This window comes from Rhodococcus sp. SMB37, assembly GCF_004345605.1.
GTDB lineage: Bacteria > Actinomycetota > Actinomycetes > Mycobacteriales > Mycobacteriaceae > Rhodococcus.
This window is the reverse complement of the sequence record NZ_SLVY01000020.1, coordinates 61,707-79,958: the sequence shown is the minus strand read 5'-3', so window position 1 is coordinate 79,958 and position 18,252 is coordinate 61,707. Positions and strand designations below refer to the sequence as shown.

Sequence of the window (18,252 nt, the reverse complement as noted above, 5' to 3'; positions counted from 1 at the left end):
GATATACACGATACGCCGGAGTTCGTTAGGTCGGTTAACTACTCGCGTCCGAGCGACACCCACGTCGGGTCCGAAGCCCGCTCACCGACCACCTCACCTGCAAGAGCGTCGAGACGCGCGACCTGGCCGTCCGACAGTGTTACGTCGAGTGCACCCACATTTTCGGTGACGCGCGCAGCGAAACGGGTACCTGGGATCGACACCGACGGCAGACCGAACGCGCGAGCCTTCGCATCGAGCCACGCCAGAGCAACCTGCGCGACGGTCGCGTCGGCCTCATCGGCGACGGCGCGCACCTTCGCACGCAGCTCCAGGTTCGCGGGAAGCGCGCCTTCTGCAAATCGCGGGAACCGGTGCCGCAAGTCACCGTCCCCGATCTGTCCCGGCTCGAACGCGTCGGTCAGCAAACCGCGGCTGACAGGCGAGAACGGCACGAAGCCGATCCCGAGCTCGGCAGCCGTCGGCACCACGTTGCGTTCCACATCGCGCGAGATGATGCTCCACTCCGACTGGATCGCGGCGATCGGGTGCACGGCGTGCGCGCGCCGCAGCTCCTCGCCGGTGGCCTCGGAGAGACCGAGGTGGCGCACCTTCCCCGCCTTGACCAGCTCGGCCATCGCTCCGACGGTCTCCTCGACCGGAACCTCGGGATCGACGCGGTGCAGGTAATACAGATCCACCACGTCCACACCGAGCCGCTGCAGTGACTCGTCGATGGCCTCGTGCACGTAGTCGGGGCGTCCGTTGATCGACCGGTTGTCCTTCCCGAGACCCCCGACGAGACCGAACTTCGTGGCCAGCTGCACTTCGTCGCGGCGATCACACAGCAGCTTCCCGACGACCTGTTCACTCGTGCCGCTGCCGTAGATGTTGGCCGTGTCGATGAAGGTGACGCCGATGTCGACCGCGTGGTGCAGCGTCGCGAGAGCCTCGTCGAGATCGACCGCCCCGTAGACCGGGGCAACGGACATGGCGCCGTAGCCCTGGGCGCTGACGGTCAATCCGGGTGCGAGCTCCACGGTGGGGACGGGCATCGAGCACTCTCCTCGAGTAGACGAACACGGAACACGACAATCTCTCCGATCCTTCCGCACATTGCCCCGCCGCGCAGGTTCGAGAATCACCGTGATTCGAACCCCGCCGCGCCTAGGCTGGATCCATGGCGATCGACTGGACCGAAATGCAGCGCACCGCCCGGAGCGAATTCGACGCGCGGCTCCCCCGAATCACCGACTGGTCCGCTCCCACCCCCGACACCGAGTGGACCGTCTCCGACCTCGTACGACACATGGTCGACGAACAGCGGTGGGTCGCGCCGATCCTGGAAGGGCGCACACTCGCCGATGCAGAGGCCACGCTCGAACCGATCCGCGACGACCTCGCCGCAGAATGGCACCGATACGCGGAGAAAGCCACCGCCGCGTGGGAGACCACCCCGCTCGACGCGAACGTGCACCTGTCGTACGGCACCGTCAGCTGCCTCGACTACCTCAAACAGCAGGTCGGTGACATCGCCGTGCACACGTGGGATCTGGCATGCGCCGTCGGTGGCGGCGACCGGCTCAACCCCAGCCTGGTCGATGCGGTGTGGTCCGAGCTCGAGCCGCAGCGTGACATGCTTGCGTCGAGCGGATTGTTCGCGCCTCCCGTCCCGATAGCCGACGACGCTCCCGTGCAAGACCGGTTGATCGCCCTCACCGGTCGCGATCCCCGACAGCCGTGACCCCCTCCCGAAAGCAGAGAACGCCATGAGCGACCGGTCTTCCTCCGGCTCCCCCGACATCAAGCCCCGCAGCCGCGACGTCACCGACGGTATGGAGAAGACCGCATCGCGCGGGATGCTGCGCGCCGTCGGGATGGGCGACGACGACTGGGCCAAGCCGCAGATCGGTGTGGCCTCGTCGTGGAACGAGATCACACCCTGCAACCTGTCGCTGGACCGTCTCGCGCAGTCCGTGAAGGACGGGGTGCACGCGGCCGGCGGGTATCCGCTCGAGTTCGGAACCATCTCTGTCTCCGACGGCATCTCGATGGGCCACGAGGGAATGCATTTCTCCCTCGTCTCCCGCGAGGTGATTGCCGACAGCGTGGAGACGGTCATGCAGGCCGAGCGTCTCGACGGGTCGGTGCTGCTCGCCGGGTGCGACAAGTCGCTGCCCGGAATGCTCATGGCTGCCGCGCGGCTCGACCTCGCCTCGGTGTTCCTGTACGCAGGTTCGATCCTCCCGGGCATCGCGAAACTGTCCGACGGCACTGAACGCGACGTGACGATCATCGACGCGTTCGAAGCGGTCGGTGCGTGCGCGCGCGGGTTGATGTCCGAAGAGGATCTCGGCGCGATCGAGCGCGCGATCTGTCCCGGCGAGGGCGCATGCGGCGGGATGTACACGGCGAACACCATGGCCAGCGCCGCGGAAGCCCTCGGCATGTCGCTTCCGGGCAGCGCGTCACCGCCGGCCACCGACCGCCGTCGCGACGGGTTCGCACGACGCAGCGGACAGGCCGTCGTGGAGATGCTGCGGCGCGGCATCACCGCGTCCGACATCCTCACCAAGGAAGCCTTCGAAAACGCTATCGCGGTGGTGATGGCGTTCGGCGGATCCACCAATGCCGTGCTGCACCTGCTCGCGATCGCCCACGAGGCCGACGTCGATCTCACGCTCGACGACTTCGTGAGGGTCGGCGCACGCGTCCCGCACCTCGCCGACGTCAAACCGTTCGGTCGGCACGTCATGAAGGACGTCGACCACATCGGCGGAGTTCCGGTGATCATGAAAGCCCTGCTCGATGCCGGTCTTCTGCACGGCGACTGCCTCACCGTCACCGGCGCGACCGTCGCGGAGAACCTTGCGGGGATCGCCCCGCCCGATCCCGATGGAAAGGTGTTGCGCGCTCTGAACGACCCGATCCATCCCACCGGCGGCATCACGATCCTGCGTGGATCCCTCGCACCGGGGGGCGCGGTGGTGAAGTCGGCGGGCTTCGACGAATCGGTCTTCGAAGGCACCGCGAGGGTCTTCGAACGCGAGCGTGCGGCGATGGATGCCCTCGAGGACGGCACCATCACCGCGGGCGACGTGGTCGTCATCCGGTACGAAGGCCCCAAGGGTGGCCCGGGGATGCGCGAGATGCTCGCGATCACCGGCGCCATCAAGGGCGCAGGCCTCGGCAAGGACGTCCTGCTGCTCACCGACGGACGATTCTCCGGCGGCACCACCGGCCTGTGCGTCGGGCATGTCGCGCCCGAGGCCGTCGACGGCGGCCCCATCGCGTTCGTCCGCGACGGCGACCGGATCAGGCTCGATGTCGCGAACGGGCTGCTCGATGTCCTCGTCGACGACGCCGAAACAGCGACGCGGCGACAGGGCTGGAAGCCGCTGCCGCCGCGCTACACCAAGGGTGTACTGGCGAAGTACACGAAACTCGTCGGATCCGCATCACAGGGCGCTGTGTGCGGGTGACTCCTCCGGTCAGATCGGCCGGAACCCCGCACCGGCGCCACCGCGCGCATCGATGTCGGCCATGATCACGTCGATGTTCGTGCCGACCTCGGGACCGACGCACGGCGCCAGCAGGTAGGCGTTGACCATCGCGACCAGGGTGGTACCGACGACGAGCGGTGCACCCGAATCGCCCTCGATGACGCAGACCTGAGTCCATGTCTCCTGAGCGCCGAAGACGTCGCCCCACACGATGCCGCAGGTGTTGCCGGTGGTGCGGCCTTCCTTGCAGGCGATGTTCGGGAATCCGGCGGGGGTACCGAGCCCGGTGATGGTGACGTTGCCGATGCGGTTGACCGGGGTGACCCTGTCGCCGTAGAACTCGATGACCGCGTAATCGAGGGTCTCGTTCGTCGACACGATGTGGCCCAGTGTTCCGGCATCGATGGCCTGCTCGGACTTGACCGTCATGCCCGGTTCGCCGCAGTGCGCCGCCGTGAGTCCGACGAGCCGACCGGCCGCGTCGTGTCCGATCGTGGTGAGCGTGCAGTCGTACACATTCTCGTCGCCGTGACCGAGCGTGATACCCGATCCACCGCCGAGCACGACCGGAGGGGCAGCCGTGGCTACCGCCGCACCGCTGCCGACCAGGGCAATCGCGGTTGCGAATACCACAGCAAGTCTTTTGAACATCATTCCCCTCCAACGCGGTCTGCCCCGACCGTCTCCGCGGTCAGCGTACTAGAGCGCCGTCACCGTACTAGAGGTTTACGCACTATGCGGGGTTGGAACCGAGACTTTCGAGCGCTTTCCGGGCTTCCTCGAGTTCGCGACTCAACTGCGCGACGCGTTCCTCCACGGTTCGGCGTGCCTCGTCGATCACCGAGTGCACGGCATCGATCGCGGTCTCGTCGCCGAGTTCCTTGACGGCGCGTTCGACGGCATCGGGTGCAACCGCCGCGGGCTTACCGATCTTCCGCGTGCCCTGTGCGACAGCGACCGTCCATTCGTTCTCGGGGTCGATCGTGACGGTGATGCTGATGGCTGCGGGCTTCTTGGCGCCTCGTTTGGCCGGGGCCTTGGGCTTGGCCGGCTCGGCGCCGGCCGCAGACGGCGGATTCGCAGGAGTGGAGGTCACTGTGGTCTTCTCCTTGGCTGCCGGCCGGGAGGCGGGCGGTGTGGGTTCGGTTTTCGCAGGGGGAGTTTTCGCAGGGGGAGTTGTTGCTGCGGGGGGCTGCGCCGCCGGAGGCTTCGGGGCGGGCGACCTGGTCGCAGCGGGCGCCTTCGCGGCGGCCTTTTTCGGCGACGCCTTCGTCGCCACATCTCGGGTGAAGCGCAACTCGTCGGTTTCGAAGGGGAGCTCGTCGTTGACACCCTTGGGGCGGACGGTGACCGTGGTCCCCTCGATCGAGATGACTCGCGCCGACGTCCCCGGCTCGATCCCCAGACTGGAAATCCCCTCGACGAGATATACCGTGGCGCGGCGCCCTTCCGCGAGGGCGGAGCTCAATTCCGTGAGTTGATCCTCGGTCAGATGGTCCGCACGTCTACGGGGCGGCATGCCACGTCCTTTCTCGGCTCTGCTGTGCGATCGACGGCGCCCACTCTCGCACATCTGTACGACACCCTGTCCGTCCAGAGGCATCCTGATCGCCTCGTCACAACGGAACCCGACGTGTGCCCCGGACCACGACAAGGAAGGATGTCGGGTGTGAACTCGCCGGAGCAACGACCGCAGCCCGGCCCCGACATGCTTGCCGCCATTCAGAGGGAGCTCGAACGCAGCCTGCTCGGGGGCGAACGCCGTTATACGGTCGACGAGGTCGCCACGATGGCAGGCATGTCCCCCGCGCGGGTCCGACGATTGTGGCAGGCGTTGGGATTCACTGTCGATCCCGAGCCCGACGCGGAGATGTTCACCGACGGCGACGTCGGTGCGCTACGGGATATCGCTGCGATCGTCGGTAGCGGCGTGATCGACGAGAACCTCGAGCTCTCGGCGGCCCGGTCGCTCGGCCAGTCGATCTCACGACTGGCCGAATGGGAACTGACCCTGTTCAACACCCATCTCTTCGACAACCTCGTTGAGGAGCATTCCGATGTCTCGGCCGAGGAGATGCCCGATCTCATCGATGCGCTCGTGCAGCAGCTGTCGATGCGGGCCGAAACCCTGCAGAGCCACATCTGGCGGCGTCACATCGTCAGTACCACGGAGCGTTCCGTCTGGCGCCCCGAGGGAGACGCACCTCTGCGCGAGGTCGTGGTCGGATTCGCCGACATGGTCGGCTACACGCAGCTCACCCGTCGCATCGATGCGGGGGAACTCAACGAACTGCTCGAGTACTTCGAATCCGAGGTCACCGCGGCCATCACCGGACACCACGGGTGGGTCATCAAGACCGTGGGCGACGAAGTGATGTTCGCGGCGGAGGATCCGGCCGACGGCGCGCGGATCGCGCTCGAACTACAGGAGACCTTCGGCGCGAGCAAGGACACACCGGAGCTCCGGGTGGGCCTGGCGTGGGGGCCGGTGCTGGCACGCTTCGGCGACCTGTTCGGTTCCGTCGTCAACAACGCTGCCCGCCTCACCGGCGCGGCCCGGCCCGGCTCGATCCTGGTGGACGAGAAGCTCGCCGCCGAGCTCGATCCGGACGAGTTCCGGATCCAGCCTCTGCGCAGGCTCAGGGTCAAGGACTTCCGCCGGTCGCGGCCGTTCGTCCTGCGGGCGCCTGATCGACGACGCTGGTCTCTCTGATCAGAACCCCGGTATCACCTAATCCTTCGCCGCGCGACGAGCCGCGAGGAAGTCGTCGACGATCTGTTCACATACCTCGCGGCCGATGGGCGGCAGGGTGACGAGCCGGTTGAACACGACCGGGCCGACCAGCTGGATGAGAGCGAGGTCGTAGTCGAACTCGCCGAGGTCCTCGTGCGCGGACTCCGTGCCGAGCACACGGTCGAACGACGAGCGGTAGCGCTCGACGAGTTGCTCGCGCAGCGACTGTAGTTCGGGGCGTTCCTGCGCTTCCGGGTCCGCCGGGCGGCTCGCGTGGACGAGTTCCGGCCCCATCCCGAGCCAGCACATCGCGGCGAGCGGAATGGGTACTTCCTCGACGATCCGCGCCTGGCCGATGAGCAGTTCGACGAGCTGTTCGCGCAGGTCGGCGTTCTCCGGCACGGGCGGGGCCGGCGGGATCAACCGTGCGAAGGCGGCGGCCACGAGCTCGGTGCCGTTCGCGAAATGCCGGTAGAGCGTCGCGCGACCCACCCCGGCCCGGGTTGTCACGGCATCGATCGTGACGGCGTCGGCGCCGCCCGTGGCGAGCAACTCGGTGGCGGCATCGAGCAGCCGTGCTCGCGACCGCGCTTTCCGGGGATCGGGTTCTCGGGATGTCTGGACATCTTCGCGTGCGCTCACATCCACAGTTTCTCTCGTCTCCGTCCGGGCCTGGTTGTGGAACTATCGTTTCCGTTACGATACCGACAGTCTCGTTTGTGGTTCCACGACTCCTGCGCAGTTCCACAAGCCCACCGTCACGCTCGGAAGGCAACCGTGTCCGAAGCATCAGCACCTCCGAAGTCCGAGATTCCCACTGCTCGCATGACGCGTGCACAGCTGTGGCTGCTCGTCGTGGCCTGTTCTTCGGTGTCCGCGGTGATTGCGGCGATGGCGGCACTCAACACCGCGTTGCCCGACATCGCCGTCGAGACCGGGGCAACGCAGAGTCAACTGACATGGGTGGTCGACGGTTACACACTCGCGCTCGCGGCACTACTGCTCCCGTGCGGCGCCCTGGGCGATCGGTTCGGTCGACGCGGAGTCCTCGTCATCGGTCTGGTGATCTTCGGGCTCGGGTCGGCGCTACCGCTGATCACCGACGGTCCGACATGGTTGATCGCGTCGCGAGGTATCGCCGGCGTCGGAGCGGCTCTGGTCATGCCGGCCACGCTGTCGCTGATCACGACGGGATTCTCGCCGGAGCACCGAGCACGAGCGATCGGGATCTGGGCCGGGGTGGCCGGATCCGGGGCAGTCGTCGGCATGATCGTCTCCGGAGTCATCCTCGAATACGCCTCGTGGAAGTTGATCTTCGGTGGATTCGCTGTCGCGTCCCTCGTCATGGTCGTGATGTCACTGACGATCCCGTCATCGCGGGCCGAGAATCCCGGGCGCTTCGACATCGGCGGCAGCATCCTTGCGATCGCGGCAATCGGCCTGTTCGTCCTGGGCGTGATGGAAGGGCCTCATCGAGGCTGGCTCGACCCGGTGACACTGGGTTGCATCGCTGTCGGCGTCGCGGCCGCCGTCGGGTTCGTGTTCGCCGAACTGCGGGCCGCCGAACCGTTGCTCGATATGCGACTGTTCGGCAACCGCGAATTCGGTGTGGGCGCCGCCGCTCTGAACCTGCAGTTCCTCGCAGGGTTCGGGCTGTTCTTCCTGATGGTGCAGTATCTCCAGCTCGTCCAAGGCTATTCACCGCTGATGTCGTCCGTCGCGATGACTCCCATCTTCGTCCTCGTGATGATCATGTCCGTCGCGGTACCGCTGATGCTCCGATGGATCGGACTGCGCATCCTCATGAGCGTCGGCCTTGCCTTGATCGGGGTGTCGCTGATCTTCCTCGGCATGCTCGACGCGGACTCGTCGTACCTCGATGTCGCGCTGGCGATGCTGGTAACGGGTGTCGGCGTCGGATTCTGTACCGCGCCCGGAACTCACGCGATCGTCTCGAACACCCCGGAGGACCAGCAGGGTGTCGCATCGGCCGTGAACGATGCGACCCGCGAGATCGGTGCGGCGATCGGTGTCGCCGCGGCGGGCAGCGTCCTCGCCGCCGCCTACGGGAACCGGATCGCACCGACCGCGGAGATGCTCCCGGAACCTGCGCGGGGAGCCGTGGAGGATTCGCTCGCCGCTGCCCTGCAGGTTGCAGAACAGGCCGGTCCGCAGGGCGAACAACTCGCCGCACTCGCCCAGGACGCATTCCTCGAAGGCATGCAGCAGGCATCATTTGCGCTCGCGGCGGTTCTGCTGGTCGGTGCTGTCGGTGCGGCTTTCTGGGCGCCGCCGCGCAGCTGAGGCCCCCTTCCAGAACCCACAATGCCCATCGCCGATTCGGCGGTGGGCATTGTGTCGTGGGCGCGATCACTGTAGCCTTCAGTTAACAGTTACTCATCGTCACACTTAAAGGTGGAGGCATGACCGCATCGTTCACCCGCGAGAACAGCAAGGGTTTCGTTCCAGGACTCCCGATCTCCGACCGCGAGGACACTGCGCGGCGCCTGCTCGCATCGTCCGCCCGCAAGTCGTACGACCCGGTGATCGAGGTCGACTGGGACGCACCGATCCCCGACGACAAGTTCGGCATGACACCGGAGTGGAGCACGCTCTACGGCACCGTCCTCTGGGACGAACTCACTGATGAACAGCGCATCGAACTGACCAAGCACGAAGCCGCCAGCGTCTCGAGCGTCGGTCTGTGGTTCGAGATCCTGCTCATGCAGATGTTGCTGCGCGACGTGTACGGCCGCAACAAGCACTCGAGCCATGTGCAGTTCGCGCTCACCGAGGTCGCCGACGAGTGCCGTCACTCCGTGATGTTCGCGCGGGCCGGCGAACGCCTCGGAATGCCCGGCTACGGTCCCCCGAAGTACATCCATCACCTGGGACGGCTGTGGGGTCACTACTTCCGCGGCGCCAACGCCTACGCCTCGGTGATGGCCGCCGAGGAGATCCTCGACATGATGCAGCGCGATTTCATGCGCGACGAGCGCGTGCAACCGGTCACCCGCGCCGTGAGCAGGATCCACGTCCTCGAGGAAGCCCGGCACATCCGGTTTGCTCGCGAAGAGGTCACCCGGCGACTTACCGGCGCGAGCCGCGCGCGTCTCGCGATCGAGCGCGTCAACACCGCGGTGGTCGTGTACTTCGTCGTCAAGAGCATGATTCATCCCCGCGTGTACACCAACGCCGGCCTCGATCGTGATCGCGCACTCGCGGAAGCCAAGGGCAACAAGCACCACCACGACAAGGTGCGCAAGTCCGGCGCCAAGCTCATGACGTTCCTCGACAGCGTCGGATTGGTCGGCGGGCCGTCGAAGATCCTCTACAAGAAGGTTCATCTGCTCTGACCGAGACGGCCCACTGAGCGGAACTGCGCGGCCGAACGATCGGCCGCGCAGTTACTCTCCGATCCCATGAGCATCTCGAACCCGGCCGACTTCACCGGACACGCAGTCGTCGTCACCGGCGGCACGAAGGGCATCGGCTTCACCATCGCCGAGACCTTCCTCGCTGCAGGCGCCGATGTCCTGGTGTGCGGGCGGTCCGAGCCCGAGGCACTCCCGGAAGCGGACGGCCGCACGGCGTCGTTCTTTGCCGCAGACATCCGTGACGCCGACCAGGCGGCGGCCGTCGTCGATTCGGCGGCCGCCGAATTCGGTCGTCTCGACGTACTGGTCAACAACGCGGGCGGCTCCCCCGACGCGGACGCCGCGACGGTCTCGACACGATTCTTCGACCGGATCCTCTCCCTCAACCTTTCTGCGCCCTTCTATGCAGCACAGGCCGCGAACCGCGTCATGAGCGCCCAGCCCACCGGCGGCTCGATCATCAACATCGGCAGTGTGTCGGCCCACGACCCCCAGCCTGGCACCGCCGCATACACCGCAGCCAAGGCCGGCCTGCTCGCACTCACCAAGGCGCTCGCGCTCGAATGGGCGCCGATGGTGCGGGTCAATCACATCACGACAGGCCTGATCCGTACCGAAGCCGCAGCTCACGTCTACGGTGACGACGGCGGCGCTGCGGTGACGAAGACCCTGCCCATGCAGCGAATGGCCGTGCCCTCCGACATCGCGGGGGCGTGCCTGTACCTGGCCGGGCCCCTTGCGTCCTACGTCAACGGCGCCGATCTCGCCGTCCACGGCGGGGGCGAGGTACCCGCGCGCTACATGGCGCTCAATCCTCGGTAACAAGTCCCGATAGCCCACACTCCCCGCCCCCGGCGCCACCGCAGTCCGGGGGCGGTTTCGGCTGCGCACGCCACCATCGAGCACTGTGACCCTTGACACTCAATTTTAATGAATGTACCTTCAGCCTCAATGAATGAGTATTCATTCTCTCACTTCGACAAGGGAGTCACCATGGCCGACTTCGACGACATCACCTACGAAATCGACGGCGCCGCCGCGATCATCACCATCAATCGCCCCGAGCGTTACAACGCCTTCCGCGGCAAGACCGTCGAGGAACTGATCAAGGCGTTCCGCGCCGCGTGGGCCGACACCCGCGTCTCGGCGATCATCCTCACCGGCGCCGGAGAGAAGGCATTCTGCACCGGCGGTGACGTCAAGCAACGCGCCGAGACCGGCGACTACGGCCCCACCGAGAGCGGCATGTTCGAGATCGGCAACCTGCACAAGCTCATCCGCGACGTCCCCAAACCCGTCATCGCTGCCGTGAACGGAATCGCCGTGGGCGGTGGGCATGTCCTGCACGTCCTGTGCGACCTCACCATCGCCTCCGAGAACGCGAAGTTCGGCCAGGCCGGGCCCCGTGTCGGATCGTTCGATGCCGGCTTCGGCTCCGCCTTCCTCGCCCGCATCGTCGGCGAGAAGCGCGCACGCGAGATCTGGTACCTGTGCCGCCAGTACGACGCACCCACCGCCGAGCGCTGGGGTCTCGTGAACTGGGTGGTCCCCCAGGACAAGTTGCTCGACGAGGCCAAGGCCGTCGTCGCGGAAATCGCCGAGAAGAGCCCCACCGCGATCCGGTTCCTCAAGCAGTCGTTCAACGCCGACACCGATCACCAGGCCGGTCTGAGCAACCTCGCGATGTCTGCACTCGACCTGTTCGGCAAGTCCGACGAAGGTCTCGAAGGCGCGAAGGCATTCGCCGAGAAGCGGCCCGCCGAGTTCGCAAAGTACGTCAAGGCCTGACCGTCTCCTTCACCCCCGAGAGGACCATTCACATGAGCAACATCGCACTCGTCACGGGAGCCGGTTCCGGCATCGGCAAATCCATTGCGCTGGCCTTTGCCGCTCGGGGCGACAAGGTGATCGCCGCCGACCTCGATCTCGCGGCCGCCGAGGCCACCGCGAAGGAGAACCCGGACCTGATCACCGCGCTGCCCGTCGACATCTCCGACCGCACCCAGGTGGACGCCCTCCGCGAACACACCCACGCGCAGGTCGGCGTCCCCAACGTCCTCGTCAACGCTGCCGGATGGGACCGGACCGACCAGTTCCTCAATGCCACCCCCGAATTCGCGCAGAAGGTCGTGGCGATCAACTACCTCGGTCCGGTGAACATCTGCAGCGCCTTCCTGCCCGGCATCATCGAGGCCGGCAACGGCGGGCGGGTCATCAATCTGGCCAGCGACGCCGGTCGCGTCGGCAGCTCTGGTGAATCCATCTACGCCGGCGCCAAGGGCGGTGTCATCGCACTCACCAAATCGCTTGCACGAGAGATGGCACGGCACGGCATCAACGTCAACTGTGTATGCCCCGGCCCCACCGACACACCGCTGTTCCAGTCACAGGACGAGAAGCTCAAAGCAGCACTGATCAAGGCGATTCCATTCCGCCGGCTTGCCCGCCCCGACGAGGTTGCCGCCCCGGTCCTGTTCTTCGCTTCCGACTCCGCATCGTTCATCACCGGACAGGTGATCAGCGTCAGCGGCGGCCTCACCATGGCCGGCTGAGCACGCACTCACCAGGACAGGACGAGAAACCATGACCGCGTCGTACAACGCCCGGGCCTACCGGGAGTATTTCGAGAACGACTTCACGTATCTCAACGGATTCCGGCGCAACACCGGGCGTTACGCGCACCGGGTCGCCCTCACCGACCCCGATTCCGGGCGGCAGTGGACCTACAAGCAGCTCGGCGAACGAGTCGACCGGATTGCAACCGGCCTCGCCGACGCAGGCGTCCGGAGCGGCGACGTCGTTGCATACCAACTCTTCAACGGAATCGAGTTCGCCGAGCTGTACCTCGCGGTGCAGGCCGTCGGCGCTGTCGGCTCACCCGTCAATTTCCGTCTGGCCGCGGGAGAGACCGCGCTCGTGCTCGACACCAGCACACCGAAGGCGTTCGTCTACGACACCGAACTCACTGCGACTGTGCAGGGGGCACTCGAACACTCGTCGCATACACCCGGTGTGATGATCGCGGTCGGCGACGGCGAGACCGTCTCGGTCCCGGGTGCCAGCGCCATGCGCTATCAGGATCTCCCGGCCGACCGGGTCGCTTTGCCGCCGCTGCACCGGACCGTCTGGGACGAGACCACCCGCCTGTACACGTCGGGCACCACCGGCATGCCCAAGGGCGTCCCTCTCAACAGCATGATCGAGGTCCTCAGCGCGCACGACGTGATCATGCACTTCCCCCTCGGCCCCGAAGACAAGACGCTGAACATGACCCCGTGGTTCCACCGCGGTGGCCTGTACTCCGGTGGACCGAACCCGACGTTCTACATCGGCGGGCAGGTCGTGCCGCTACGTACCTTCGATCCCGATCGGGTACTCGATCTCGTCGAGGAGCTGGGCCTGACCTTCCTCATCGGCGCACCCACGAACCTCGCGATGCTCGCCACCGCGCAGGAGCAACGTGCCCGCGACCTGTCGACACTCCGCGGCATCGTCACTATGGGTGCTCCCCTCGAGCGCGACGCCGCGCTCCGCTACCAGAAGGTGCTCAATCCGCGAATCTTCAACGGGTACGGCAGCACCGAGGGGTTCTGGAACACCTTCCTCCGTCCGTCCGATCTCCCCGAGCACGCCGGGACCGCGGGCCGCGCCTGCACCGACGACGACGTTCGCGTCGTGCACGTGTATCCGGAACGACTCGCCGATCCTGATGACGTGGTCGCACGCGACGGCAACGAGGTAGGCGAGGTCATCGTCCGGTCACCGAAGTGTTCCAACGCCTACTTCGATTCTCCGGACCAGGAGAAGGCCAAGTTCCGGAACGGCTGGTTACACATCGGAGACCTGGCGACCTGGGATGCCGGCGAATTCGTCACGATCGTCGGCCGCAAGGACGACATGCTCGTCTCCGGCGGAGAGAACGTACATCCCGTCCAGGTCGAAGAAGCACTCAATCAGCACCCGGGCGTGCAGGACTCATTGGTCGTCGGTGTGCCGGACCAACGGTGGGGGCGCATCGTCGTCGCCTATGTCGTCGCGTCCGACCCCGACCTGACCGTCGAGGCGCTCGACGCGCACTGTCGCGCTCACGACCTACTGTCCTCGTTCAAGCGGCCGCGAGCATACCGGTTCGTCGATTCCCTCCCGGTTTCGGCAACGGGAAAGAAGCTGCACTACAAGGCAACCGCGACCGCAGCGAACGAATTCACCGACGGCCACTTCACCGCCCCTACCGCTACCGGGATGATCCGATGAACACCGCACTGATCCACGAATCCGAACATCTCCAGTTCCGCGAGGTCGCACGAGGCTTCGTACGCGAGAAGATCACACCCGTCCACGAGGACTGGGAGCGCGCGAGCTGCCTCGATCGCTCCCTGTTCACCGAGGCAGGCAAGCTCGGCCTGCTGGGCTTCTCGGTCCCCGACGAGTACGGCGGGCCGGGTGTCGACGACTTCCGGTACAACGCCATCTTGATCGACGAGATCAACCGGGCCGGTCATGCCGCTGCCGGTATCGCGTTCTCGCTGCAGAACGATGTAGTGCTGCCCTATCTCACCGACATGACCACCGACGAGCAGAAGGCACGCTGGCTGCCGGGCGTCGTCAGCGGCGAGACAGTCCTCGGCATTGCGATGACCGAACCCGGAACGGGTAGCGACCTGACAGGCATCCGCACGTCGGCGGTCCGCGACGGCGACCACTACATCGTCAACGGCTCGAAGACGTTCATCTCCAACGGACAGAACGGTGACCTGTTCGTCGTCGCGACCCGCACCTCCGACGACCCGCACAAGGGCCTGACGTTGCTGGTGGTCGAGGCCGACACCCCCGGCTTCTCGCGCGGTCGCAACCTGGAGAAGATCGGCCTGCACGCTCAGGACACCAGCGAGTTGATGTTCACCGATATGCGTGTGCCCGTCGCGAATCGCCTGGGCGACGAGGGACAGGGTTTCTACCAACTCGTCCACAACCTGCCTCAGGAACGCTTGTCGCTCGCGGTGGGAGCCGTCGCCGCAGCCGAAGGCACCTTCGAGGCGACACTCGCCTACGTGCGGGAACGCAAGGCCTTCGGCACCTCGGTGTCCGGATTCCAGAACACCCAGTTCGTACTGGCCGAACTGTCCACCGAACTCGATATCGCACGCACATTCCTCGACGACTGCATCGCCGAGCACGTCGACGGCAGGCTCACTGCCGCCCGCGCCGCGCGGCTCAAGTGGTGGACCACCGAACTGCAGGTGCGGGTCGCCGACCGATGCCTCCAATTGCACGGCGGCTACGGTTACATGCGTGAGTACGCCGTGTCGCGGGCATTCGTCGATGCCCGCATCCAGACGATCTACGGCGGTACCACCGAGATCATGAAGACGATCGTGGCCAAGGATCTCGGGATCTGACGAGGACGGCGGCGCGACAGGAGCAGGACATGACCAGCGACCAGGACGAACTGTCCGTCGACGACGCGGTGCGGGCGGTACGGACGGATTCGCGGCGGCGTCAGGTTCTTCGCGCGGCCGCGACGGTCATGCAGCGGACCGGGTTCCACCAGATGTCGATGCAGGCGCTTGCCGACGAAGCGGGTGTCAGCGTCGGTCTGATCTACAAATACTTCGGGGGCAAGGAGGACGTCCTCCTCGCGACGATCATCAGCATTCTGGAATCGTTCCGCGACCAGCTGGTTCCCGCCATGGAAACCGCGGGCGCCGACCCTGTCGAGCGGCTCGTCGCGGGCATGCGGCGGTACATCGAGATCGTCGACGAGAACATCGATGCCGTGACGTTGACCTACAGGGAAAGCCGCACACTCGATCGCGCCGGACGCGACCGCATCAAAGAACTCGAGGTGTCGACGTCGGCGCCACTGCGTGACGTTCTCGAAGACGGCATTGCCGCAGGCCTGCTGAACGACGTCGACGTCGACCTCATGGTGTTCGACCTACTGCTTCTTGCGCACGGATGGGCGCTCAAGCATTGGCACTTCGGTGCTCTCTACTCGTTGGACGAGTACATCCGCCTGCAGATCCGTTTCGTGCTCAATACGATTCTGCCTGCCGAACGCCGCGACGCTTACGCCCACCTGGTCCGCTGATCCTCGCCCCCGCACGCGAGCGCGCTGGAGATCTTCCTGGCGAAGTCGGCGACCAACGGTGCCATCCATTCGAGCTGGATCGCGCGCACGCCACCGGCCAGCGACACACTCGCGACGATTCCGCCGGTGCCGCGCAGGGGCGCGCCGACACTACCGATTCCGACGATCGATTCTTCGCGGTCGAACGCAATGCCGTGGCGCTTACGGACCCGATTCAGCTCCTGGTGGAGGACCACCCGGTCGGTGATCGTGTGGTGCGTGGCCGGGGCCAGCCGGGAGGGATACAGGCTGTCGACCTGTTCCGGGTCGAGCGTCGCGAGCATGGCCTTGCCGCCTGCTGTGGCATATGCCGCCGTACGGCCACCCACCCGCGTCGGCAGCCCGGCAGCGCCCGCGCCACCGACCTTGTCGAGGCAGTACACCTGTCCCCCGTCCAGAACGTCGAGATGCACGACACCACCGGTTTGCATAGCCAGTTCGTGGAGGTGCGGTGCCGCGCATTCACGGAGGCGGTCGCGGTCGATGTCGCCACCGAGGCCGAGTGCGCGGGAGCCGAGCCCGTAGCCGAGTGCACTGTGTTCGAGCCAGTCGAGGCGGACGAGCTGTTCGAGGATTCGGTGCACGGTCGATCGGGGAAGTCCTGATCGGAACGTCACCTCTTCGAGGGTGAGCCGCGCAATGCTTGCGTCGAAGGCCTCCAGGATGCGTGTCATCCGCTCGACCATCGAGGGTGGTGGGGTGCGCAGCATCGTTGCGTCGGCCTGCGCGAATTCCGAATCGATGACAGTCAACGTGCCCTCCATTGCTAGTGGTGGGGTGCGGAACACGAGCAGAACTGAAATTGGTTACTGCACGATAGACGCAAGGATCGCCCCCTGACGAGAAGTAGAGCACACAGAGTGTATGTGCGCTACGGATGCAAATACATCGGCGCGTCGCAGGGCATTTGCCTGCGCACTGGTAGAGGTCCTCGATTACGACTATCGTCACGATCGTGAGCAGGACGTACGAACAGTCGCCGGGACATCCGTCGGCGCATGTCCATGCCCGAAAACTGTGTATCTGCGGGTGCCAGGCCCGCTGACCGCCCGCACCCACACCCTCCGGTCCCACGACCCGGCCGGCTCGAAGATCGCTGCGCAGGGTTGCGGACCGTAAGGTCGGCACATTCTCTGAAATCACGAGCCTTCAGAACCACCCGAGAAAACCGGAGCCCGAAACCCATGAGTGACACCACGCCCGACGCTGTCGATCCGGCCGCCGACTGGAACTTCGAGACGAAGCAGATCCACGTAGGACAGCCTGCAGGTGGCGACACCAAAGCCCGGGCGCTTCCGATCTACCAGACCACGAGCTACACCTTCGACAACACCGACCACGCTGCCGCGCTGTTCGGTCTCGCCGAGACCGGCAACATCTACACCCGCATCATGAATCCCACCCAGGATGCGGTCGAACAGCGCATCGCCGCCCTCGAAGGCGGCGTCGCTGCGCTGCTGCTCTCCTCCGGTCAGGCCGCCGAGACCTTCGCGATCCTCAACGTCGCCCAGGCAGGCGACCATGTCGTCGCGAGCCCCTACCTGTACGGCGGCACCTACAACCTGCTGCACTACACGCTCACCAAACTCGGCATCGAGACCACCTTCGTCGAGGATCCGGACGATCTCGAGCAGTGGCGCGCAGCCATCCGCCCCAACACCCGGGCGTTCTTCGCCGAGACCATCGCCAACCCGAAGAACCACATCCTCGACATCCCCGGCGTCTCCGGTGTCGCACATGACAGCGGCCTGCCGCTGATCGTCGACAACACCGTCGCCACCCCGTACCTGATCCGCCCGCTCGAACACGGCGCCGATATCGTCGTCCACTCGGCCACCAAGTACCTCGGCGGACACGGCACGGCGATCGCCGGCGTCATCGTCGACGGTGGCACGTTCGACTGGACACAGGGTCGCCACGAGGGATTCACCACCCCCGACCCCAGCTACCACGGTGTGGTCTACGCCGACCTCGGCGCACCCGCGTTCGCCCTCAAGGCGCGTGTCCAACTCCTGCGCGACCTCGGCTCCGCGGTGTCACCGTTCAATGCCTTCCTCATCTCGCAGGGGCTCGAAACCCTGAGCCTGCGAATGGAGCGCCACGTCGCCAACACTCAGAAGGTCGCGGAGTTCCTGGAGCAGCGTCCCGAGGTCAGCTCTGTCGCCTATCCCGGCCTGAAGTCGTCGCCCTGGTACGACCGCGCCCAGCAATTGGCTCCCAAGGGTGCCGGCGCGATCGTGGTGTTCGAACTCGCAGGCGGCATCGACGCCGGTAAGAAGTTCGTCAACGCGCTGACCCTGCACAGCCACGTGGCCAACATCGGCGACGTGCGCTCATTGGTGATCCATCCCGCGTCCACCACACACTCGCAGTTGTCCGCCGAGGAACAGCTGGCAGCCGGCGTCACTCCGGGACTCGTCCGCCTCGCCGTCGGGATCGAGCACATCGACGACATCCTCGCCGATATCACCGTCGGTCTTGAGGCCGCAGGAAGCTGATCCGGCAGACTCGTGCACACGGGCCGGGGAG

General features: G+C 65.9%; 17 protein-coding genes. 12 read left to right on the top strand and 5 right to left on the bottom strand.

Annotated elements, in window-relative coordinates; translation table 11 throughout:
- Positions 1-38: 38 nt before the first annotated feature.
- Positions 39-1,034: an aldo/keto reductase gene (locus EV641_RS25410; RefSeq protein ID WP_132475623.1), complete on the bottom strand. Its 996-nt coding sequence runs from the start codon at positions 1,032-1,034 to the stop codon at positions 39-41.
- Positions 1,035-1,159: 125 nt separating this feature from the next.
- On the opposite strand from EV641_RS25410, the gene EV641_RS25405 reads away from it, so the two are divergent.
- On the top strand, positions 1,160-1,723 hold the full coding sequence (locus tag EV641_RS25405) for a TIGR03086 family metal-binding protein (protein WP_054712842.1): 564 nt from the start codon (positions 1,160-1,162) through the stop codon (positions 1,721-1,723).
- Positions 1,724-1,748: 25 nt separating this feature from the next.
- A complete protein-coding gene (ilvD, locus tag EV641_RS25400; protein ID WP_132475621.1) occupies positions 1,749-3,461 on the top strand; it encodes a dihydroxy-acid dehydratase in 1,713 nt (570 codons plus the stop codon).
- A gap of 9 nt (positions 3,462-3,470) precedes the next feature.
- On the opposite strand, the gene EV641_RS25395 is transcribed toward ilvD, so the two are convergent.
- Complete coding sequence (locus tag EV641_RS25395) at positions 3,471-4,133, bottom strand: serine protease (RefSeq protein ID WP_132475673.1); 663 nt, start codon at positions 4,131-4,133, stop codon at positions 3,471-3,473.
- Between the two features lie 82 nt (positions 4,134-4,215).
- Positions 4,216-5,001, bottom strand: a complete 786-nt coding sequence (locus tag EV641_RS25390; RefSeq protein ID WP_132475618.1) for a DUF6319 family protein — start codon at positions 4,999-5,001, stop codon at positions 4,216-4,218.
- Positions 5,002-5,190: 189 nt separating this feature from the next.
- Here EV641_RS25390 and EV641_RS25385 point away from each other — a divergent pair, with 189 nt between their 5' ends.
- Positions 5,191-6,195, top strand: coding sequence for an adenylate/guanylate cyclase domain-containing protein (locus tag EV641_RS25385; protein WP_132475670.1), 1,005 nt, complete (start codon positions 5,191-5,193; stop codon positions 6,193-6,195).
- 18 nt (positions 6,196-6,213) lie between these two features.
- On the opposite strand, the gene EV641_RS25380 is transcribed toward EV641_RS25385, so the two are convergent.
- Positions 6,214-6,858 carry a TetR/AcrR family transcriptional regulator gene (locus EV641_RS25380; protein ID WP_132475616.1) on the bottom strand — a complete coding sequence of 215 codons (645 nt, stop codon included), beginning with the start codon at positions 6,856-6,858 and terminating at the stop codon, positions 6,214-6,216.
- 183 nt (positions 6,859-7,041) lie between these two features.
- Between EV641_RS25380 and EV641_RS25375 the strand changes: the two genes are divergently transcribed.
- From EV641_RS25375 to EV641_RS25340, 8 genes are all read left to right on the top strand, one after another.
- On the top strand, positions 7,042-8,520 hold the full coding sequence (locus EV641_RS25375; protein ID WP_054807373.1) for an MFS transporter: 1,479 nt from the start codon (positions 7,042-7,044) through the stop codon (positions 8,518-8,520).
- Positions 8,521-8,639: 119 nt separating this feature from the next.
- Positions 8,640-9,572: a diiron oxygenase gene (locus tag EV641_RS25370; protein ID WP_054810614.1), complete on the top strand. Its 933-nt coding sequence runs from the start codon at positions 8,640-8,642 to the stop codon at positions 9,570-9,572.
- A 66-nt stretch (positions 9,573-9,638) separates the two neighbouring features.
- Positions 9,639-10,415: an SDR family oxidoreductase gene (locus tag EV641_RS25365; RefSeq protein ID WP_132475613.1), complete on the top strand. Its 777-nt coding sequence runs from the start codon at positions 9,639-9,641 to the stop codon at positions 10,413-10,415.
- Positions 10,416-10,586: 171 nt separating this feature from the next.
- A complete protein-coding gene (locus EV641_RS25360; protein ID WP_132475610.1) occupies positions 10,587-11,381 on the top strand; it encodes an enoyl-CoA hydratase-related protein in 795 nt (264 codons plus the stop codon).
- Positions 11,382-11,413: 32 nt separating this feature from the next.
- A complete protein-coding gene (locus EV641_RS25355; RefSeq protein ID WP_132475607.1) occupies positions 11,414-12,145 on the top strand; it encodes an SDR family oxidoreductase in 732 nt (243 codons plus the stop codon).
- 31 nt (positions 12,146-12,176) lie between these two features.
- A complete protein-coding gene (locus tag EV641_RS25350) occupies positions 12,177-13,847 on the top strand; it encodes an AMP-binding protein (protein WP_132475604.1) in 1,671 nt (556 codons plus the stop codon).
- A complete protein-coding gene (locus tag EV641_RS25345; protein WP_132475602.1) occupies positions 13,844-14,992 on the top strand; it encodes an acyl-CoA dehydrogenase family protein in 1,149 nt (382 codons plus the stop codon). The genes EV641_RS25350 and EV641_RS25345 overlap by 4 nt, the downstream gene beginning before the upstream one ends.
- A gap of 29 nt (positions 14,993-15,021) precedes the next feature.
- Positions 15,022-15,684 carry a TetR/AcrR family transcriptional regulator gene (locus EV641_RS25340; RefSeq protein ID WP_054712427.1) on the top strand — a complete coding sequence of 221 codons (663 nt, stop codon included), beginning with the start codon at positions 15,022-15,024 and terminating at the stop codon, positions 15,682-15,684.
- Here EV641_RS25340 and EV641_RS25335 read toward each other — a convergent pair.
- Positions 15,663-16,433 (bottom strand): IclR family transcriptional regulator, encoded by a 771-nt coding sequence (locus tag EV641_RS25335; RefSeq protein ID WP_241997467.1) that lies wholly within the window; start codon positions 16,431-16,433, stop codon positions 15,663-15,665. The genes EV641_RS25340 and EV641_RS25335 overlap by 22 nt on opposite strands.
- Positions 16,434-16,907: 474 nt before the next feature.
- Between EV641_RS25335 and EV641_RS25330 the strand changes: the two genes are divergently transcribed.
- Complete coding sequence (locus EV641_RS25330) at positions 16,908-18,221, top strand: bifunctional o-acetylhomoserine/o-acetylserine sulfhydrylase (protein ID WP_132475600.1); 1,314 nt, start codon at positions 16,908-16,910, stop codon at positions 18,219-18,221.
- Positions 18,222-18,252 lie beyond the last annotated feature (31 nt).